The organism is Rhodococcus sp. 05-340-2 (genome assembly GCF_002258915.1).
Taxonomy (GTDB): domain Bacteria; phylum Actinomycetota; class Actinomycetes; order Mycobacteriales; family Mycobacteriaceae; genus Rhodococcoides.
This window is the reverse complement of sequence record NZ_NOYU01000042.1, coordinates 504,212-524,612: the sequence shown is the minus strand read 5'-3', so window position 1 is coordinate 524,612 and position 20,401 is coordinate 504,212. Positions and strand designations below refer to the sequence as shown.

The window sequence follows — 20,401 nt, the reverse complement described above, 5'->3', positions numbered from 1 at the left end:
GTGCGGGCGCGTGCAGTGCTGGGGCGTACGTCGGTTGCACTCGCAGCCGGCGCGTTGTGCCTGACGGGTATCCCGGCCTCGGCCACACCCGCGGCAGGCTCGTTCGCCGAGGCCCTCGCCTACTCGATCGCGCACCCGGGAGTGACTCCTCCGGGCTCGAACGACTTCTCGTGTGTTCCGAGCGCGCACCATCCCGAGCCGGTGGTGCTGGTGCACGGATTCCTGGAGAACTCCTACGCCAACTGGGCGTCCCTGTCGCCGAAGCTGGCCGAGGCCGGATACTGCGTGTTCGCGATCGACTACGGCAACACCGGGCCGGTCCAGGCCCTCGGTGCGCTCGAACCCATCCCCGAGAGTGCTGCGGAACTGTCGACGTTCGTCGATTCCGTGCTCGCGGCGACGGGCGCGCAGAAGGTGTCGATCGTGGGCCACTCGAAGGGCGGCACGGTGCCGCGCTACTACGCCCGCTTCCTCGGTGGAGACCGCACGGTCGCGCGGATCGTGGCGTTGTCTCCGCCGAACTACCCGACGGCAGGCCCCCCGGTGCAGGACGACGTGCTCGAACGACTGAACGAGGGCAGCGATACCGTCTCGGGCATCGACTACACCACGATCGTCACGCGATACGACCAGGTCGTCGTTCCATACACGGCCTCGTTGCTCAGCGGAGCGGGAAACACGAACGTGGTGCTGCAGGACGTGTGTCCGTCCAACGCCGTCGAGCACACGGGAATCTCGTACGATCCGCTGGCTCAGCGGCTGGTGCAGAACGCATTGGATCCGAAGAACGCGCAGCCGATCGGCTGCTGACGTCAGACGCCGAAGTCGGCTTTGACCTGCTTGGTGCGCTTGTGCTCGACGTAGAAGGACAGGAACGGGATGGTCCCGGCGAGCAATGTGCCGATCGTGCGGGCGGCAGGCCACCGCACCTTGATGGCGAGATCCACCGTGAGCACGAGGTACACGAGGTAGACCCAACCGTGCACGACGGCAATCCAATTGGGCACGTTCTCGACCTTGAAAATGTACTTCGCGACCATCTCGGTCACGAGAACGAGCAGCCAGATTCCCGTGGCGTAGGCCAGAACTCGATAGCGCAGCAACGCGGATGCGATCTTCTGGGTCTTGTTCGCAGACGCCTGCGCCTTCTCCGGTGCCGAACTCACGTGGTGCTCCTGTCGATCCCGCGGGATTCGTTCAGCTCCGCGAGGTAGCTGTTGTATTCGAGTAGTTGCCTGGCTTCGGGATCGTCGAGGTCCCTTGCGTCTGCCGCCGGCGCGCTGCGCTGGGGGAGCAGGTCGAGGGGTACCTCGGTGGGTCCGTCGGGCCGAGCTGCAGCTGCTTCGTCGGAGTCCTCGTCCTCGAGACGTACGAACTTGCGGTAGGCGTAGACCACGAACACTGCGAACAGGGGCCATTGGAACGCGTATCCGAGGTTCTGACCGTTACCGCCTACTGCCTCGAAGCGTTCCCACTGCCACCAGCCGAGGCCCAGGCATACCGCCGCGGACACGATGACCAGCGCGATCAGCGCTGGCCGACGGTTCGGGCGGGATGAAGTCACTCCTCGACGGTACCGGAGGTACTACTACTGGAGGTAGTCGCGTGCTGCGGCCCGGCGGTGATTCTCACCATGAACGGTTCGGGTGCGGCTCATGCCCGACGACGGTTGGCCCGTGCCTGGGCGAGTTGCTCGGCACCGGGCCCGGTCACGTCCGCCAGAGCGCTGCTGCGTCCGGTCATAACCAGGGCCAGGGTGCCGGCCGATCCTTCGATGACCGGGCCCTCGCCGCGGCTCCAGTCGAGATCGGTCGCGCGCCACTGCAGACGAAGTTCGGGGCCCTTGAACGGTGCGGCACCGCTCGCGGGCACCAGGAAGTCGAGCATCGTGATCATGCGGTGGTCGGGAACGTGGTGCTCGATTCCCAGCGGCCTGCACACGTCGAGTCCGTGCACGATGACGTCGGACAAGGGGGCCAGCGGACCGTGGCCCGGCGGGGTGAATTTCTTGTCGGCGTGAGCGGTGAGCAAGGCAGGCAATTCGTCTTCGTGCTCGCGACGAACGCGTGTGGTCATCAGTTGATTGGCTCGGTCGAAGTTGCCTCGGGTGCGCACCATGACGAGTCCGAACTGCCAGAGCGGGACGATCAGTGGCACCACCAGATGGGCGGCGACGTCGCGGACCGTCCAGGCCTCGCACAGCGATGGGGTGTTCCATTGTTCAGGGGTGAGAGACTCGAGAGTTCTTGCGAGAGAACGTCTCTCGTCTGTGATCTCGGCGAAGATCGCGTCGTTCGCTTCCTCGGGCATTCGAACCGCCTTCACGTGTCGGTGCTTGTCGACCCTGGACCTGACCGAGCCAGGAGCATGTGAAAACCGGCCCGAACGACCGTCGTGCGCGAGGGGGGACTTGAACCCCCACGTCCTGAGACACTGGAACCTAAATCCAGCGCGTCTGCCAATTCCGCCACTCGCGCGTGCCGGTGCAGTCTACAACCGATCGATCTGTACCGGCGACGCGGTTCGTCGGCGGATCGATCTCGCATCAGCGGTCGCCCGGGCGGGGACGGTGGTCCAGAGCAGCGCCAGGATCGGCAGTACCGCTGGAAGGTAGCCGTAGCCCGAACCGAAATGCGACCAGACGGTGGGCTCGGGAAACGCCGCAGGATCGAGGTACGTCCACGATCCGACGATGAGCACCCCGATCAATTCGATTGCGAACACCCAGCGGCGCGATCTTCTGTGTCGAGGTGCGCCTGCCAACGACGCTGCTCCCAGGCAATAGGTGATCGCGGCGACAGCCGACAGTGAATAGGCAAGCGGCGCGCGTGATGCCTCGGTGGCCAATTGCACTGCACTGCGGCCTCCGGCCGCGAGTACGAACACTGCGTAGATCAGTATCAGGACTCGTTCCGGCCCAGCGGTTTTCGGGTCAGCGTTGTTCGGATCAGCCATGGGCCCATGTCGTCTGCATCCGCATGACCACAACCACGACCGCGACGAGTGCGACAGCCACCGCGGTCGACGCCCAGAACGAGGTGTCGCGACCGACCACACCGAAGGCGATGGGGATCAGCAACACCGACGACGCGGTGTAACCGAGGTGCACTGCGGGTTCGGTGGGTTCGACGCCGTCGAGCCGGGCGATCACCACGTGCAGGGCCTGCGCCAGAAGGCACAGTTCGAGCACGGCAACGGCGGTGGCGAGATGCCGGGACCGCGTTCGTGTGCGCGCGCCGTCCACCAGAACGACCACCGCCAGTGCGAGTGCGTACAGCGCGCATGCCGCAGCGAACGTCGCATTCATACGGCTGCCGCTCGTGCCGCCCTGGCTGCCTTCTTGTTCTTCGTCACTCCTCGTTTGTAGAACCACGTCGACAGGCCGGTGATCATCAGTGCCAGTGGAGTCGATCCGAAGACGAACCAGATGATGCGCCACCAGCCGTTGACGCCGAATCCGTAGTGCCCGTACGGCGTCGACCATTCGTCGAGAATGCGGTTGGACAGGGAGCTGCTGTCTCCGACCAGAAGGGCCGTGTGGGTGGCGTCGTAGCGGTCGACGGCCACATATCGGTCACCCGGATACGGTCCGTGCTCCCACGGGTCGTTGCCCTCTGCGATGTAGATGCCGAAGTACCCGGCCGGGTCGTCCGCCTCGGGTGGATACACGTTGGCGACCGGGCCGGACACAACGGATTCTGCTGCCGCGACAGCGTCGTCCACCGAGATATCGGATGCGGAGTCACCCTCGGGCACAACGGATTCGAACTCGTATCGGCTGTCGGGAACTGCTGTACCACCGGTCAGCGCGTACCAACCGTTCGCAAGCCCGGGAAACTCGAAGTTGGTTCCGGTCAATGCCCACATGAGCAGAAACGGGACGGCCACCATGCCGATCACCTGGTGCAGGTCGTAGTCGCGGGCGAACCGTCCCTTGGATGTGCGCACTCGAAACCCGTGGGTCCACCGTCGGATTCCCGGCCACCACAGCACGGCACCGGACACCGCCAGGAACAGCAACAGCAGACCACCGACGCCCAGCAGCAGCGAACTCCAGGTGATTCCGATCAGGAACGACGTCCCGAGTGTGGGAACGTCGTCGAGCAGAAATGGAATGTGCCCGGGGTATTCCTCGCACGCGAAGAAGCACTCGTGAATCTGGTTCATCAAGCCCATGAATCCACGGTTTCGGTCGAACGACCCCGTGATTCGTCCGTCGGAGGGGTCGACGCCGAAGACGGTGGGTGAACCGGTGGTGGTGCCTACCTCGTACACGCCACCGAAGACGTTGATCGTGTCTGCGCCGAGTTCCGGGTGAGCCTGCCGAACGATGTCCAGTGCCTGTCCGGCCGTCACCGTAGCGGGTGCGGCACTCGCGGAGTAGACATCCGGGTGGGTCCACCGTTGCCATTCGGGGGTGTACAGGACGATTGCGCCTGTTGTCGTGATCACCACGAGCAGGAGGCCGAGTGTCAGCGACGCCCAGCGGTGCGTCACGATGATCGAGCGCTGGACTCGCTTGCGTGGCTTGGCTCTGGTGCGTGCCGGTCGGCGAGCCACCGGAGGGACGGTCCTGGATCGGGGCGCTTCGTCGGGGGTGATCACGGACATGATCGATCTCCTCTGTGTCGCCGAAGCGAGTCGTTGCCGCGCTATGTAGGGCAGCCTTAATTAGGCAAGGCTATTCATAGTGGGAGGCGTCTCGAAAAGCAAGCGCGCGCAACGAATTTGAACAAGAGATTGCATATTCTTTAATCTCCTCGGGGGTGGCCGAGACTCGGCGCGTCGGGCATGCGCTCGTACGCCCGTCGATGGAACCGCCGAACCGGGGCACGGCGTGCGGTCGGGCACGTTTAGGCTCGCCGGGTGGCACCGAAGAAGGAGAACTCGTACGACCCAGCGCGCATTCTCGAGTTGCTCTGGCGAGTCGACGCCAAGCCGAGCCGTACCGGACTGAGCGTGGATGCGATCGTCGATGCCGCCATCGAGCTGGCCGACGCGAACGGTCTCGAGTCGGTGTCGATGCGGAACGTGGCCGAGCATCTCGGGGTCGGCGCGATGTCGCTCTACACGCATGTACCGGGCCGGGAGGAGCTGGCCGATCTGATGATCGATCGAGCGCGTGCAGACCTCTACTCGCACGTCGACGAGCCGTCCTCCGTCGTCGGCGGATGGCGTCCCGCGATGAGTTTCGTCGCCCAACGCAATTGGGCTCTGTACCAACGGCATTCGTGGCTTCTCGAAGCGGAGGGCGCACGGCCCGTGCTCGGTCCGCACACCAACGACAAGTACGAGGCCGAGGTGCGCCCACTCGACGGCATCGGCCTGGGTGACGTCGAGATCGACTCCGTTCTCACGCTGGTTCTCACGCACGTCTCCGGTACCGCGCGAGCTCTCGCCGGCGTGACGCGTGTCAAGGAGCAGTCGGGCATGTCCGACGCCCAGTGGTGGGCGGCCACCGCACCGATCCTCGGACGGGTGATGGACCGCGAACGCTTTCCGGTGTCGTCCCGGGTCGGGACGGCCGCGGCGACGTCGTACGACGCCGCCAGCGACCCCGTGCACGCCTACCGGTTCGGGCTGGAGTGCATTCTCGACGGTGTGGAGGCTCTGATGTCTCGCGGTCGGCCTGCCGATCGCAGTTGCGCTTCGGAGTGACGCTGCTTCGCCCTGCGTGATGTGTGCTGGTATCGCCACACTGCATGCTCGAGCGAGGCGAGGTCGGTGCCGAGTGCGTTCGCTGCGGCTCCGAGGATCACGGGGGAGCGGTCCTCGGCGACTCCTGCGGCGAGGTTGTGGTGCAGTGGTTCGAGCGCGTCGGCGACGAACGAGCGCAGGTGCTCGGCCGCTTTGTCGGTACGTACGCCGAGGTGCACGAGCATGCATTCCCAAGTGGTTTCGCCGAGACCGGGAATTGCGCAGAACGCGTCGAATTGCTGGTCGGTGTGCTGCTCGAAGTCGGTCGAACGGCTCAGCCCCACCGATACCAACGTCTGTGCCGCCACGGCCGCGGCCGCACCCTTGGTTCGGCTGTTCCCCGGAACCAGTTGACGGTTGGACAGAATCTCCACGAGTAGATCCGGGGTAGTGGCCAGTTCGGCGAGGGTTGTCAAATCGTCGAGTCGGTTGTCGCCGCGATGCGATCTCCATCGCTGGACCACCGCGCGGACCCCGCTGGTGGGGCCGCCGTAGGGAGCGCGCGCCGAGAAGATCGCATCCAGCAACGCCACCTCGCTCTCGCCGCGCCATCCCGGCGTCCAGTGTGGCGAACGAGATTGTGGCGCATGCGTTTCGATGTGTTCGAGCACCGCGTCGAGTTCTTCCACGGTGCAGATGTCCGTTACCGATGAATACATGAATTCCCCCCGGATTTCGTCGACCGCTCCCCTGATGTGCGGCTCGCTCGCACAAGGTAGGGGACCGCACCGACAAGGTCGCGTATCGCTTGTCTGTGCTCGAGATCACATCACGAAAAGATAACGAAAAATGCGAGGCTTTCCTCATGTTCTGGCGTCCCGGTCGATGCTCTCGCCAGCGTGGATGCGGGTTACCGGCGAGTTGGGTAAACAAAAAGTAAAGCCGCCTGGACCGACGTACTCGCTGGTAGCACTCGGACGTCCGAGCAAACCTGAGGATTTCCTCATGATTTTGTGTCAACCTTGAGCAGCGCGGAAGAGACCTGTCGACGAAGACCGGCTCACCGCTTCGACCCTGTAGCCCACGACGCACCAGGGCAGTCATCACAGCGAACGCCCCGACCCCCGAGGCGTCCACGAGAGGAATCTTCAGCCTTGACGATCAACGAGAGCACACCATCACACGGACGAGGCTCGCGAAGCTCCGGCAACGCAGACAAATCCCCTAGAAGCAATGGCGGCTCTCGGACTCTGGCAGATCGTTTCGCCGCGGGCGAGCCGTACGCACTGGCCTTCGGTGGCCAGGGTGCACCGTGGCTCAGCTCCCTCGAAGAACTGGCTCGCGACTCCGCGCTCGAACCCGAATTGACCGATCTCGTCAACGAGGCTGCAGTCACTCTCGCACCCGTTGCCGACGAGCTGCTGGTCGTCCGCTCCGTCGGCTTCGACCCGATCGGCTGGATGCTCGAACAGGACCTCGCCGACGACGACACCGCCGGCTCGTACGGACCGTCCGAGGCCGCGTTGACCTCCGCTGCCGTCTCGCTTCCCGGAGTGTTCCTCACTCAGGTCGCAGCACTGCGCGCGCTGAAGCTGCAGGGACTCGATCCCGCCCAGACCCCGCCCGTCAAGGTCGTCGGACACTCGCAGGGTCTCATCGCCGCGGAATCCGTCGCCGCCGACGGCGCACAGGACGCGAGCTTCCTCGCGATCGCCCAGCTCGTGGGCGCTGCCGCAGGTCTCGTCGGCCGCCGCCGCGGCATCATCGGTGCCGGAGACCGCGCGCCGATGGTCTCGGTTGCCAACGTCGAACCCGCACGACTGCAGGCGATCATCGCCGAACTCGCGATCGACGGAGCGCCGGAGCGATCCGCCGCCCTCGCCATCCGCAACGGCCGTCGCCGCGTCGTACTCTCGGGACCGCCGGCCCAGCTGGCCCGCGTCCAGGAGAAGTGCGAGCAGATTGCTGCCGAGGAAGAGCGCGAACGCGACGCCAAGAAGCGTGGCGGCGCGGTGTTCGCCCCGGTCTTCGAGCAGCTTCCGGTCGAGATCGGCTTCCATCACCCCGCCCTGGCAGACGCTGTCGAACTCGTCAGCGCGTGGGCACAGCGTTGTGGACTCGATGTCGAGCTCGCACGCGACCTCGCACAGAAGATCCTCGTGGACTCCGTGGATTGGGTCGACGCCATCGACGGTGTCGTCGACGCCGGTGCCGACTGGATCCTCGATCTCGGTCCGGGCGACCTGCTCACCCGTATGACCACCCCGGCTCTGCGTGGACAGGGTGTGGGCATCATCGCCGCGTCCTCGCGCGGCGGCCACCGCAATCTGCTCACCCCGGGAGCTGCTCCCGAGGTCCAGCCCGCATGGTCCGCGTTCGCTCCCACCCCGGTCACGTTGCCCGACGGCCGCGTCGTCGTCGAGACCTCGTTCACCAAGATGACCGGGCGCTCGCCGATCCTGCTCGCCGGCATGACACCGACGACGGTCGACGCGAAGATCGTTGCCGCAGCCGCCAACGCAGGCCACTGGGCCGAGCTCGCCGGTGGCGGACAGGTCACCGAGGACATCTTCACCGATCGTGTCGCCGAGCTTTCCACCCTTCTCGAGCCCGGCCGCGCAATCCAGTTCAACTCGCTCTTCCTCGATCCGTACTTGTGGAAGTTGCAGCTCGGCGGACGCCGCATCGTGCAGCGTGCCCGTGCAGCGGGTGCGGCCATCGACGGCGTCGTCGTCACCGCAGGCATCCCGGAACTCGAAGAGGCAGTGGCCCTCATCGAAGAGCTGTCCGAGGCAGGCATCAGCTACGTCTCGTTCAAGCCCGGCACCGTCGCGCAGATTCGCGCCGTCATCCGCATCGCCAACGAGGTTCCGTCCTACCAGGTCAACGTTCACATCGAGGGCGGCCGCGCAGGCGGACACCACTCGTGGGAGGACCTCGACGACCTGCTGCTGACCACCTACGCGGAGCTGCGGTCACGGCCCAACCTCGTCGTCTGCGTCGGCGGCGGCATCGGCACACCCGAGCGGGCAGCCGAGTACCTCACCGGAACCTGGTCGGCCGTGCACGGCTACCCGAAGATGCCGCTCGACGGCATCCTCGTCGGCACTGCAGCGATGGCGACCCTCGAGGCCACGACGGCTCCCGAGGTCAAGCAGCTTCTGGTCGACACACCCGGAACCCCCGACTGGGTCGGTGCCGGTACCGCGAACGGCGGAATGGCCTCGGGCCGAAGCCAGCTCGGTGCCGACATTCACGAGATCGACAATGCCGCGTCGCGGTGTGGCCGACTGCTCGACGAGGTCGCCGGCAACGCCGACGCCGTGGCCGAGCGTCGTGACGAGATCATCGCCGCGCTCGACGGCACTGCCAAGCCCTTCTTCGGCGACGTCGCCGAGATGACATACCAGCAGTGGCTCGTCCGCTACCTCGACCTGGCCATCGGAACCGACTCGCGCAGCGATTTCGATTGCGGCGGCGAGTTCACCGATGCCGTGTCCGAGGCACGCGAATCGGTGTGGCTCGATGTCACCTGGCGCACCCGCTTCCTGGAGATGCTCCAGCGCGCCGAGGCTCGGCTGCACCCGGTCGATCGCGGACCCATCCCCACGTTGTTCGCCGACGCCGAGGTTCTCGAACGCCCGCGCGCAGCACTGAAGTCGCTGCTCGCACAGTTCCCCGACGCCGCCGACGTGGTTCTGCACCCGGCCGACATCACCTTCTTCACCTCGCTGTGCCGCATGCCAGGCAAGCCGGTCAACTTCGTCCCCGTCGTAGACGGTGATGTGCGCCGCTGGTGGCGCAGTGACTCGCTGTGGCAGGCACACGACGCGCGCTACTCCGCCGACCAGGTCTGCATCATCCCCGGAACCGTCGCCGTCGCGGGCATCACCCGTGTCGACGAGCCCGTGGGCGAGCTGCTGAACCGTTTCGAGAAGGCCACCGCCGACCAGCTTCTCGCCGAGGGCGTCGAGCCCACAGCCATCGCGAGCCGTCGCCACGCCGAGATCGCGCCCGGACTGCTGGGCATCGTGCTGGCTGCTCCCGACGTCACGTGGGCCTCGCGTATGACGCAGAACCCCGTTGCACGCCTGGGTGATCCGGCCGAATGGACCGTGGAATCCGAGACGGTTGCCGCGCACCCGCAGACCGGTTCGTCGCTGACCGTGCTCGATGCCGAGCACGTGGAGCTGCTGGTTCCACTCGCCCCGGGCAAGGAAGTTCGGATCCGCCTGACGGTTCCGGCCTCCACGATCGACGGCGGCGCTCCCGTCGTCACCGCGCAGGATGCTCAGCAGGCCATGTCGGCTCTGCTCGGAGTTGCTGCAGGCCAGGAGCTTCCGGCTGTCAAGGGCGGCGTTGCCCGGCTGAACATCGCCTGGATCCCCGATCTGATCGCCGATCACGCAGGCGTCACCGGCTCCGGACTGCCGGACTCGCTGACCGTCAGCGGCAAGGCTGTTCCCGACGTTCTGGTCGGTGCCTGCTGGCCCGCCGTCTTCGCCGTCCTCGGCGCGACCCGTAACGCCGAAGGCATCGACGTCATCGAAGGCATGCTCGATCTGGTGCACCTCGATCACAGCGTGAATCTGGTCGGCGAATTGCCCACCGACACCTCGATTCTCGTGGTCAAGGCTGCGGCCGGAGAGGTGCTCGACACCGACCTCGGCCGCGTCGTCGAGGTCACCGTCGAGATCGGTGCCATGCTCGGCGAGGGCCTCGACGCTCCCGCCGTCGCAACTCTGGTGGAGCGCTTCGCCATTCGTGGACGCACCGGCAAGGGCGAGCTCGTCGACCCGGCTCGTGCAGGCGGCTCGGTGAGCGCCGACGCACAGGACACCCCGCGTCGTCGTCGCCGTCAGGCAACCATCGTCGCCCCGCGCAACATGGCTGCGTTCGCTCAGGTCTCGGGCGATCACAACCCCATCCACACCTCGGACGCCGCAGCGCTGCTCGCCGGTCTCGGCAGCCCGATCGTGCACGGCATGTGGCTCTCGGCCGCTGCGCAGCAGACGGTCACCGCAGTCGACCACGCGGACACCAAGACTCCGCCGCGTCGCCTCACCGCCTGGACCGCCCGCTTCCTCGGCATGGTTCGCCCCGGAGCCGAGATCGACGTTCGCGTCGACCGCACCGGATTCGACCAGGGTGCCGAACTGATCGAGGTCTCCTGCCGTGTCGCAGGCGAACTGGTCATGGTCGCCACCGCTCGTACCGCTCCGCCGAAGACCGTCTACGCCTTCCCGGGCCAGGGCATCCAGCGTGCGGGCATGGGCCTGGACGCACGGGCTCGCTCGAAGGCCGCACGTGAAGTGTGGGAGCGTGCCGACAAGCACACCCGCAGCGCACTCGGATTCTCCATTCTCGCTGTGGTGCGAGACAATCCGACGTCGCTCAAGGCGCGCGGTGTCACCCACAAGCACCCCGACGGTGTGCTGCACCTGACGCAGTTCACCCAGGTTGCGATGGCCGTTCTCGGCGTCGCACAGGTTGCCGAATTGCGTGAATCCGGTGCGTTCGTGGAGAACTCGATTCTCGCCGGCCACTCCGTCGGTGAGTACAACGCCCTCGCAGCCGTTGCCGGTGTGCTCCCGCTCGAAGCCGTCCTCGAGGTCGTCTTCCAGCGTGGTTCGGCCATGCACGCGCTGGTTCCGCGTGATGCCAGCGGCCGCAGTGACTACCGCATGGCAGCCATTCGCCCGTCTCAGATCGGCCTGGCCGACCAGGACGTGCAGGGCTTCGTCGCCGGTGTCGCAGAAGAATCCGGTGAGTTCCTCGAGATCGTCAACCTCAACCTGCGCGGTTCGCAGTACGCCATCGCAGGCACGGTTGCCGGCCTCGGCGAGCTGGAGAAGAAGATTGCGATCCGCCGAGCCGAGTTCGGTGGCAAGGCCGCCTACATCATGGTTCCCGGCATCGACGTGCCGTTCCACTCCACGGTGCTGCGCGGCGGAGTCGACGATTTCCGCAACCGCCTCGAGACTCTGCTCCCCGAGCAGATCGATCCGGCGATCCTGGTGGGGCGCTACATCCCGAACCTGGTGCCCAAGCCGTTCTCGCTGAATCGCGAGTTCGTCCAGGAGATCGCCGATCTGGTTCCGTCCGAGCCACTGAACACCGTTCTCGCAGAATTCGATTCGTGGGCAGCACGGCCGAGCGCTCTGTGCCGGGTGATCCTGACCGAGCTGCTGGCATGGCAGTTCGCCAGCCCGGTGCGCTGGATCGAAACCCAGGACCTGCTGTTCGCAGACGAGTCCGACGGCGGCATGGGCGTCGAGCGCTTCGTCGAGATCGGCCTGGGGGCAACCCCGACCGTGGCGAACCTCGCGTCGCAGACCCTCAAGCTGCCGGGCCGCTTCGGCCACCCGGTCGAGGTACTCAACCTCGAGCGTGAGGCTGCGATCATCTACGGCACCGACACCGACCCGGCTCCGGCCGACGAGGAAGAGTCGACTCCCGTGGAGGCCGCTGCTCCTGCGGCGGCTGCAGCTCCGGCTTCGGCTCCCGCACCGGCAGCAGCACCGTCCGGCGGACCTCGTCCGGACGACATCGCGTTCGTCGCGGCCGATGCGACCAAGATCCTCATCGGCCTGTGGACCAAGCTGCAGCTCGATCAGATCGGGCCTGCCGACACCATCGAGGCACTGTGCGACGGTGTGTCCTCACGCCGTAATCAGCTGCTCGTCGACCTCGGCTCCGAGCTCTCGCTCGGTGCCATCGACGGTGCTGCCGATGCCGACATGGGCGCGCTCTCCGGCACGGTGAACAAGCTGGCTCGTACCTACAAGCCCTTCGGCCCGGTACTCAGCGATTCGATCAACGATCACCTCCGCAAGGTCTTCGGCCCCTCGGGTCGACGCCCGGCATCGATCGCCGATCGCGTCAAGAAGACTTGGGAACTGGGCGACGGCTGGGCGCATCACGTCACCGCCGAGGTCGCACTCGGCACCCGTGACGGTGCCTCGGTCCGCGGCGGTGCACTCGGCGGCCTGGCCGACGGCGCTCTCGCCGACGGCAATGCTGTCGACAACGTCATCGATGCGGCAGTAGCTGCGGTGGCCGCACGTCGCGGCGTCGCAGTCTCGATGCCGCAGGCAGGCGGCGGAGCCGGTGGAACCGTCGACGCTGCTGCTCTCGGTGAGTTCACCGAACACATCACCGGCCGCGACGGCGTCCTCGCCTCCGCTGCCCGGCTGGTGCTCGAGCAGCTCGGACTCGCGGATGCGCCCAACGCGCTGCTGGCAGACGATCCCGATGCCGCTCTGGTGGAGCTGGTCTCGGCCGAGCTGGGATCCGACTGGCCTCGCCTCGTCGCCCCGGCGTTCGACGCCAAGCGCGCCGTCCTGATCGACGACCGGTGGGCCACCGCCCGTGAGGACCTGGCCAGGTTGTGGCTCGGTACCGCAGGCGACATCTCCGTCGAGTCCTTCGCCGGCGCGGGCAATGCCGTTGCGTCGCAGGCACAGTGGTGGAAGGCCAAGGCCGACTACGAGAACAAGGCAGTGCTGGCCGAAACCTTCGGACGCATCGCGGACATCGCGGTCGCATCCGAGGACAAGGGTCAGTGGGCCGACGAGGTCGCAGTGGTCACCGGCGGCAGCAAGGGCTCCATCGCAGCTGCGGTGACCGCCAAGCTGCTGGGCGGGGGAGCGACGGTCTTCGTCACCACCTCCAGGCTCGACGACGAGCGACTCGGCTTTTACCGCAGTCTCTACCGCGACAACGCACGCAGCGGAGCGTCGCTCTGGGTGGTTCCGGCCAACATCGCGTCGTACACCGACGTCGATGCGCTCATCGAGTGGATCGGCAGCGACTTCATCGACACTGCCGGTGGCGCAAAGACTCTGGTCAAGGCCGGCGTCACACCGACGATGCTGTTCCCGTTCGCCGCACCTCGGGTCATGGGCGAGATGTCCGACGCCGGAGCTCGCGCCGAGATGGAAATGCGCGTGCTGCTCTGGTCGGTCGAGCGCCTGATCACCGGACTGTCGAAGGTCGGCTACGACAACGACATCGACACGCACCTGCACGTGGTGCTGCCGGGATCGCCGAACCGCGGAATGTTCGGTGGGGACGGTGCCTACGGCGAATCGAAGGCTGCACTGGATGCGGTTGTCGCCAAATGGGGTTCGGAGAAGAACTGGGCCGAGCGGGTGTCCATCGCCCACGCTCACATCGGGTGGGTGCGTGGCACCGGCCTGATGGGTGGCAACGATCCCATCGTCCAGGCCGTCGAGGCCGAGGGTGTTCGCACCTGGTCGACCGATGAGATGGCGACCGAACTGCTCGAACTGTGCACGCCTACCGCTCGTCGTCAGGCCGCGCAGGAGCCGATCGTCGTCGATCTCACCGGTGGATTGGCCAGCACCAAGCTCAATCTCGTCGAACTCGCTCGGGACGCGGCTGCGGCCGCTGCCGAGAAGACCGAAGAGGCATCCGACGATTCGGTGATTGCGGCACTGCCCGCACCGCCGCGGCTGTCGACGTCGACCACCGCCCCCGCGTGGCCGACACTCGATGTCGACCCGAAGGATCTGGTCGTCATCGTCGGTGCAGGTGAGCTCGGACCGTACGGTTCGGCGCGTACCCGCTTCGAGATGGAGGTCGACGAGCAGCTCTCTGCCGCAGGCGTTCTCGAACTCGCATGGAACACCGGCCTGATTGCATGGGAGAACGATCCCAAGCCGGGTTGGTACGACATCGAGTCCGGTGACCTGGTGCCCGAGGAGGACATCGCCGACAAGTACCACGACATCGTGGTCGAGAAGTGCGGTATCCGCACCTACGGCGACGACGGCGCGATGGTCGGCAATACCGCTCCGCTGATGACCTCGATCTTCCTCGACAACGACCTGACGTTCGTGGTCGGAACCGAGATCGATGCCCGGTCGTTCGCAGCAGCGGATCCCGAGCACACGTTGATCACGCCGGTCCCGGATTCGAGCGACTGGCAGGTCACCCGCAAGGCGGGCACCGAGATTCGCGTTCCGCGCAAGATGAAGCTCACTCGCACCGTCGGTGGGCAGATTCCGACCGGATTCGATCCCACCAAGTGGGGCATCTCGCCCGACATGGCCAGCTCGGTCGACCGTGTCGCACTGTGGAACATCGTCACCACGGTCGACGCGTTCATCTCCTCGGGCTTCAATCCGTCGGAACTGATGCGCTGGGTGCACCCCACGCTGGTGGCCAACACGCAGGGCACCGGCATGGGTGGCATGGAATCGATGCGCTCGCTGTACATCGACACCTTGCTCGGCGACGCTCGTGCGAACGACATCCTGCAGGAAGCTCTGCCGAACGTCGTTGCTGCGCACGTGGTTCAGTCGTACATCGGTAGCTACGGCGCGATGGTTCACCCCGTCGCCGCCTGTGCGACCGCGGCCGTCTCCGTCGAAGAAGGCGTCGACAAGATCAAGCTGGGCAAGGCTCAGCTCGTGGTCGCCGGCGGCTTCGACGACCTGAGCACCGAAGGCATCATCGGCTTCGGTGACATGTCGGCCACCGCGGACTCGGCAGCGATGACCGCCAAGGGCATCAGCGATCGACGGTTCTCCCGGGCCAACGACCGCAGGCGCGGTGGATTCGTCGAATCCCACGGCGGCGGAACGATCCTGCTCGCCCGCGGAGACCTGGCACTCGAGATGGGCCTGCCGGTCCTCGGAGTGGTGGCCTACGCACAGTCGTACGGCGACGGAGTGCACACGTCCATCCCGGCTCCGGGACTCGGCGCGCTCAGTGCCGGTCGCGGCGGCAAGGATTCGGCGCTCGCGCTCTCGCTGAACGCCTTGGGTGTCAGTGCAGACGACGTGGCCGTGATCTCCAAGCACGACACGTCCACTGCAGCCAACGACCCGAACGAGGCGGAACTGCACACTCGCCTCGCCAAGGCCATCGGCCGTTCGGACGGCGCTCCGTTGTTCGTCGTCTCGCAGAAGAGCCTCACCGGACACTCGAAGGGTGGAGCGGCTGCCTGGCAGCTGATCGGCCTGTGCCAGGTGCTGGCCAACGGCGTCATCCCGCCGAACCGCAGCCTCGACTGCGTCGACGACAAGATGACTGCGTTCGAGCATCTGGTGTGGGCACGGGAGCCGCTGCGCTTCGGTGACTCGGTGCCGCTCAAGGCAGGTTTGCTCACCTCCCTCGGGTTCGGTCACGTGTCCGGACTCATCGCTCTGGTGCACCCGCAGGCATTCCTCGAGGCCGTTCCGGCGGAACGGCGTGCGGAGTACATCACCAAGGCGAACGAGCGCCGAATCGCCGGTCAGCGCAGGCTGATCTCCGCGATGGTGGGAGGAGACTCCCTCTACGAGCGGCCCGACGATCGACGGCTCGGACACGACGGGACGCCGGCCAAGGCGTCACGCGAACTGGAGGCAAACGTGTTGCTCAACGAGTCCGCTCGCCTCGGCGAGGGCGATGTCTACTCCTCCGGTCTGCCGGGTGCCATCTGATGGCGATCCTGGGAGTGGGTTTCGACCTGGTGACGGTGTCCGACTTCGCCGAGCAGATGGAGAAGGTCGGCACGACGATGATCCGCGACAGCTTCACCGCGGGCGAGCGGCGTCATGCCGCAACGAAGAGTTCCGACCCGACCCGCCACTACGCAGCACGGTGGGCCGCCAAGGAAGCAGTGCTGAAGGCATGGGCGACATCGCGATTCGCTCGGCCGCCGCAGATCGGTGACAACCCGTATCCGTTGATCGAGGTCGTCAACGATGCGTGGGGCCGGCCGTCCATCAAATTGCACGGGATGGCGCAGGAGTTCCTGCCGACGGTGAAGATTCACCTGTCGCTCACGCACGACGGCGACATCGCCGCCGCGGTGGCAATTCTGGAGGAGTGAGTTCGCTCCGAAAACGAGTCAGGCCCGTCCGATCCAGGTGATCGGGCGGGCCTTTCGTCTGTGCGGGCTCGGGTTGCTCAGCCTTGCTCGTTCTCGCTCGCCGAGCCACCGGAACGCCTGCTCTCTTTCTCTGCGACGAGCAGATAGGCCATCATGATGCGTTTGAGCTCGGCGACGGCGTCCTCGTGGCTCTGGCCGTCCTGCACGGAGAAGTTGAGCATCGAGTAGACGATGTGCACCAACACCTGGGCCATGAGGTTGCGGCGATGCCGAGGCGTGCGGGGAGTCAGCGGTCCGAGCATGCGCGAGACCTGCTCGGCGAACTCCCGCTCGTGAATCACCCCGGTTGCGCGCGTCGACGGTGTCGACTGCATGGCGAGCCACACTTCACGGCGAGACGGATCGGTCATCCACATGCCGGCCATGTGGTCGACGAAGTTGTTGAGGAACCGCACCCAATCCAGAGATGGGACCTCGCCGTCGAACTCGGCGAGTTCCTGTTGCACCCCCACGAGGTCCTGGCGGTTGAGCTCGCAGACGATGACGTACTTGTTGGCGAAGAACTGGTACAGCGTTCCTATCGGGAGTTCGGCGCGCGACGCGACTTCCTCGCAGGTGAACGACTCGAAACCCACGTCACTGAGCAGCTCGCGTGAGGCCTGCAGCAGCGCATCGAACTTGCGCTGGCTCCGCTCCTGGGTTGGACGTCGTCGCGGCATGAGCTCCTGAGTCTGTGCCGTCGACTCGAGCGCGGCGTCGAGACGGCGCGAGGACTGGGCACGAGCAGAGGATTCCACCCGGTCAGGCTATCCGGCGAGAGCGCTCGTTATCCACAACGGTCCGGTAGGTCACGTCCGCAGTCTCCGGTTCCGGGTCGGAGACGTGGGTTTCAGCCGGAGGTTTCGAAGAAACCTGGGGTCGACGACAATTGCTGGTTCCCATTGCTGTGACAAACTCCAAGACGGATCTGGACCAATTTAACCGTCAACAGGTATGGTTTAGGTAACAGAATCAAATTCCGTGCAGGGTGATCGTCGTTCGGATCCGCTGGATGACGTTCATGGTCGGGTGCCTCCACCCTGAGCACAGGGAGACTGCCATGGCAACCATTGGTATAGCGATCGAATCTGGCTCGATGCAGACGATTCTTGTCGAGCCGGCCTCAGGCGAGGTTCTCGCCGATCGGACGACGCCACTCGACCCAGACGCGGCCACTGTACTGACCGAAGCGATCGAGATCATGCGTGCCGAGGCCGCGACCCTCGACGCCGACGTCGACGCAGTGGGCGTGGTGTATCGAACCGAAGCCGAGCGCGCCGAGTTCGCAGCAGCCCTGGGGGACGAATCCGCAGTGCTGTCGTCCGCGTCCGAGTCGTTCCTCGGCTGGCTCGCAACCTCGAAGGAATTCGCCGACGCGAAGACCGTCCTTCTGTACTACATGGGCGAGGCGGGCGTCTCCATCTCTCTCGCCGACGCAGCCGACGCCTCGATCACTTCGGCGAAGACTGCTGCGCTGGACTCCATGTCGCCCGAGCGAATCGGCAGCACCATTCCACTGGCGTGGGAAGTGGTGGATCAATCCGGCAAGAAGCCCGAGTTCGTGGCCCTGTTCGGTGACTCGTCGAGTAGTCGAGACCTGGTCGACATCCTGTCCCTCGGGCTCGGCGTTGCCGTCGTACGCGTGGGTGCTGCGGACCAGGTCGCGGCGCGAGGAGCTGCGCTGCTGGCACATCGGGACGAGCCGGCAGTGGTGGCCGCTGCGCCGGCTGCATCGGCGATCGCCGACTCGACGCCGGTCGACGCCGTGGACGCCGAGGTCGTAGCAGCCGACGAGGCCGATGCCGAGATTGCCGACGCCGAAATTGCGGACGCCGAACCCGAGGCCGAGGAGACCGTCGAGGTAACGAAGGCTGCGGATCTCGACACGGCGGTAACGCCGCTTCCGGTGCCCGCAGTGCTTTCGGTTGCAGGCGCGAAGCCGGCCCGGTCGGCAGGATCCGGACGCAAGCTCGTGCTCGCCGCAGTGCTGCTGGCCGGGGTGCTCTCCGCAGGTGTCGCGGTCGCTGCGACGTTGCCGGGTGAATCCGAGACGACTGCAGAGCAGAGCGTCGATCGACGCGATGCCGGTGCGGATCTGGCGGGGGCAACCAGACAGGCGGATCCGACGACGTCCGATCCCGTTGCGGTGGTGGTGCCGCCGGTGCCCGCCGTTGTGCCGCCGCTCGCGACGATTCCCCCGACAGTGGACGCATCGACAGTTGTCGAGCCTGCACCGACGACCCAGGCCTGGACAACGCAGGATCCGCCGCGTCCGGCTGCCGACGCCCCGCAGCAGGCACCTGCACCGACCAGGGTGGATCCTCCGCAGTTCACCGTTCCTGTTCCCGTTCCTGAGCCGGGCAAGTCACCCGAACAGCTCGAGCAGGAAGCGTGGGACCGGCACTGGCAACAGACGGGGCAGTGGTTCGAGCAGGAGTTCTCCGGCGGCTGACGGTGACGAGTGATGACAGACTTGCTACGGCCCGTCTGTCATTTTCTCGTTTGGAGGATTCATGCCCGCCGATGCGCGACCCGTCGACGTTCGATCTGCAATCGCATCGCAGATGCCCCGAGCGAAATCGGAGTTGGCCGAGTTGGTCCGGTTCGCCTCGGTGCACGATCCCCGGCAGTTTCCGGTCGAGGAATGCACGGGTGCGGCGCAGTGGGTGCAACGGGCCTTCGTCGACGCGGGCATTCCCGACGTCCAACTGATCGAGACGATCGACGGCTCTCTGGCGGTGGTCGGTTCGCGGCCGGCTCGCGCGGGAGCGCCGACCGTTCTGCTGTACTCGCACTACGACGTTCAACCTCCGGGTGACGGATCACTCTGGGAAACCGAGCCTTTTGATCTGACCGAACGGAACGGTCGTTGGTACGGGCGGGGTTCGGCGGACTGTAAGGGCAATGTGATCATGCATCTGCTGGCGCTACGGGCGCTGGGGGAGTCGCTCGAGGTCGGCGTGCGGATCGTCTGTGAGGGTTCGGAGGAGATGGGCACCGGCGGGTTGGAAGCGCTCGTGGAGCAGCGCCCCGAACTGTTTTCGGCAGACATGGTGGTCATCGCCGATACCGGCAACGCGAAGGTGGGTCTGCCGACGGTCACCACCACGCTCCGCGGTATCGCCAACGTCGTAGTGCATGTGGAAACCCTTGCCGGAGAAGTGCACTCGGGCATGTACGGCGGGCCTGCGCCCGATGCTCTCGCCGCGTTGGTGCAGGTGCTCTCGACGTTGCGGAACGAGCAGGGCGACACCGTGGTCGACGGACTGGACGGAACGCAGACCTGGGACGGGGTCGAGTACGACGCCCAGCAGTTCCGTGCCGATGCCGGCGTGCTCGATGGCGTCGGGCTCGCGGGTTCGGGCTCGGTGGCCGAGGCGGTGTGGGCGCGGCCTGCTCTGACGATTCTGGGGATCGACTGCCCACCGGTCGTGGGTTCGGCTGCTGCGATCTCGCCTCGTGCGTCGGCACGGCTCAATTTGCGGGTGCCGCCGGGAATGGAACCGCAGCGGGCTCAGGATGCGTTGGTGGCTCACCTGGAGGCGCGTACGCCATGGAATGCGCGGGTCACCGTCGAGCGTGAGGCGATCGGGTCGCCGTTTCGGGCCAGAACCGACGGGCCGGGTTACGCGGCGCTGTCCGAGGCGTTGGAGGAGGCCTTCGGGCATACCATGGGGACGGCGGGGCAGGGCGGGTCCATTCCGCTGTGCAACGCGTTGGCTCAGGTGCTGCCGGACGCCGAAATCGTGCTGATGGGCGTCGAGGAACCTCGGTGCCGGGTCCACGCTCCCAACGAGAGCGTGGACCCGACGGAAATCGAGAAGATGGCCGTCGCGGAGGCGTTGTTCCTGCAGCGGTTGGCCGTCTCGGACGAGTGAG

14 protein-coding genes and 1 tRNA gene are annotated in these 20,401 nt (G+C 66.1%); 6 read left to right on the top strand and 9 right to left on the bottom strand.

Features of this window, described 5'->3' with window-relative positions; translation table 11 throughout:
• Complete coding sequence (locus CH271_RS27600; RefSeq protein ID WP_094635619.1) at window positions 1-810, top strand: esterase/lipase family protein; 810 nt, start codon at window positions 1-3, stop codon at window positions 808-810.
• A gap of 2 nt (window positions 811-812) precedes the next feature.
• Here CH271_RS27600 and CH271_RS27595 read toward each other — a convergent pair whose 3' ends face one another.
• The 7 genes from CH271_RS27595 to CH271_RS27565 form a co-directional block, all read right to left on the bottom strand.
• Window positions 813-1,166 carry a DUF3817 domain-containing protein gene (locus tag CH271_RS27595; RefSeq protein ID WP_037193340.1) on the bottom strand — a complete coding sequence of 118 codons (354 nt, stop codon included), beginning with the start codon at window positions 1,164-1,166 and terminating at the stop codon, window positions 813-815.
• Entirely contained in the window at window positions 1,163-1,564 is a 402-nt protein-coding gene (locus CH271_RS27590) for a transcriptional regulator (protein ID WP_179274634.1), read from the bottom strand. Before CH271_RS27590 ends, CH271_RS27595 begins: the two co-directional genes overlap by 4 nt.
• An 89-nt stretch (window positions 1,565-1,653) precedes the next feature.
• Complete coding sequence (locus tag CH271_RS27585) at window positions 1,654-2,310, bottom strand: maleylpyruvate isomerase family mycothiol-dependent enzyme (protein ID WP_094635680.1); 657 nt, start codon at window positions 2,308-2,310, stop codon at window positions 1,654-1,656.
• A gap of 85 nt (window positions 2,311-2,395) precedes the next feature.
• Window positions 2,396-2,477, bottom strand: a tRNA-Leu gene (locus CH271_RS27580).
• A 13-nt stretch (window positions 2,478-2,490) separates the two neighbouring features.
• Window positions 2,491-2,955, bottom strand: coding sequence for a hypothetical protein (locus CH271_RS27575; protein WP_218828503.1), 465 nt, complete (start codon window positions 2,953-2,955; stop codon window positions 2,491-2,493).
• Entirely contained in the window at window positions 2,948-3,307 is a 360-nt protein-coding gene (locus CH271_RS27570; protein ID WP_094635618.1) for a hypothetical protein, read from the bottom strand. Before CH271_RS27570 ends, CH271_RS27575 begins: the two co-directional genes overlap by 8 nt.
• Window positions 3,304-4,611, bottom strand: a complete 1,308-nt coding sequence (locus CH271_RS27565) for a PepSY-associated TM helix domain-containing protein (protein ID WP_094635617.1) — start codon at window positions 4,609-4,611, stop codon at window positions 3,304-3,306. Before CH271_RS27565 ends, CH271_RS27570 begins: the two co-directional genes overlap by 4 nt.
• A 255-nt stretch (window positions 4,612-4,866) precedes the next feature.
• Between CH271_RS27565 and CH271_RS27560 the strand changes: the two genes are divergently transcribed.
• On the top strand, window positions 4,867-5,658 hold the full coding sequence (locus CH271_RS27560; RefSeq protein WP_094635616.1) for a TetR/AcrR family transcriptional regulator: 792 nt from the start codon (window positions 4,867-4,869) through the stop codon (window positions 5,656-5,658).
• Here CH271_RS27560 and CH271_RS27555 read toward each other — a convergent pair.
• Window positions 5,568-6,356 (bottom strand): hypothetical protein, encoded by a 789-nt coding sequence (locus CH271_RS27555; RefSeq protein WP_094635615.1) that lies wholly within the window; start codon window positions 6,354-6,356, stop codon window positions 5,568-5,570. The genes CH271_RS27560 and CH271_RS27555 overlap by 91 nt on opposite strands.
• 435 nt (window positions 6,357-6,791) lie before the next feature.
• Here CH271_RS27555 and CH271_RS27550 point away from each other — a divergent pair, with 435 nt between their 5' ends.
• Window positions 6,792-16,091, top strand: coding sequence for a type I polyketide synthase (locus CH271_RS27550; RefSeq protein WP_094635614.1), 9,300 nt, complete (start codon window positions 6,792-6,794; stop codon window positions 16,089-16,091).
• Window positions 16,091-16,483, top strand: a complete 393-nt coding sequence (gene acpS, locus CH271_RS27545) for a holo-ACP synthase AcpS (RefSeq protein WP_008715184.1) — start codon at window positions 16,091-16,093, stop codon at window positions 16,481-16,483. The genes CH271_RS27550 and acpS overlap by 1 nt, the downstream gene beginning before the upstream one ends.
• A gap of 77 nt (window positions 16,484-16,560) precedes the next feature.
• Here acpS and CH271_RS27540 read toward each other — a convergent pair whose 3' ends face one another.
• Window positions 16,561-17,202, bottom strand: coding sequence for a TetR/AcrR family transcriptional regulator (locus CH271_RS27540; protein ID WP_371828451.1), 642 nt, complete (start codon window positions 17,200-17,202; stop codon window positions 16,561-16,563).
• A gap of 380 nt (window positions 17,203-17,582) precedes the next feature.
• On the opposite strand from CH271_RS27540, the gene CH271_RS27535 reads away from it, so the two are divergent.
• Entirely contained in the window at window positions 17,583-18,974 is a 1,392-nt protein-coding gene (locus tag CH271_RS27535) for a hypothetical protein (RefSeq protein WP_256986571.1), read from the top strand.
• A 61-nt stretch (window positions 18,975-19,035) separates the two neighbouring features.
• Window positions 19,036-20,400: a dipeptidase gene (locus tag CH271_RS27530; RefSeq protein ID WP_094635612.1), complete on the top strand. Its 1,365-nt coding sequence runs from the start codon at window positions 19,036-19,038 to the stop codon at window positions 20,398-20,400.
• The last annotated feature ends 1 nt before the right edge of the window (window position 20,401 follow it).

Coding starts and splice junctions, on each gene's coding strand:
- CH271_RS27585 (WP_094635680.1), bottom strand. CDS start 2,310: ATGCCCGAGGAAGCGAACGACGCGATCTTCGCCGAGATCACAGACGAG.
- CH271_RS27575 (WP_218828503.1), bottom strand. CDS start 2,955: ATGGCTGATCCGAACAACGCTGACCCGAAAACCGCTGGGCCGGAACGA.
- CH271_RS27570 (WP_094635618.1), bottom strand. CDS start 3,307: ATGAATGCGACGTTCGCTGCGGCATGCGCGCTGTACGCACTCGCACTG.
- CH271_RS27565 (WP_094635617.1), bottom strand. CDS start 4,611: ATGTCCGTGATCACCCCCGACGAAGCGCCCCGATCCAGGACCGTCCCT.
- CH271_RS27555 (WP_094635615.1), bottom strand. CDS start 6,356: ATGTATTCATCGGTAACGGACATCTGCACCGTGGAAGAACTCGACGCG.
- acpS (WP_008715184.1), top strand. CDS start 16,091: ATGGCGATCCTGGGAGTGGGTTTCGACCTGGTGACGGTGTCCGACTTC.
- CH271_RS27540 (WP_371828451.1), bottom strand. CDS start 17,202: ATGCCGCGACGACGTCCAACCCAGGAGCGGAGCCAGCGCAAGTTCGAT.
- CH271_RS27535 (WP_256986571.1), top strand. CDS start 17,583: ATGGCAACCATTGGTATAGCGATCGAATCTGGCTCGATGCAGACGATT.
- CH271_RS27530 (WP_094635612.1), top strand. CDS start 19,036: ATGCCCGCCGATGCGCGACCCGTCGACGTTCGATCTGCAATCGCATCG.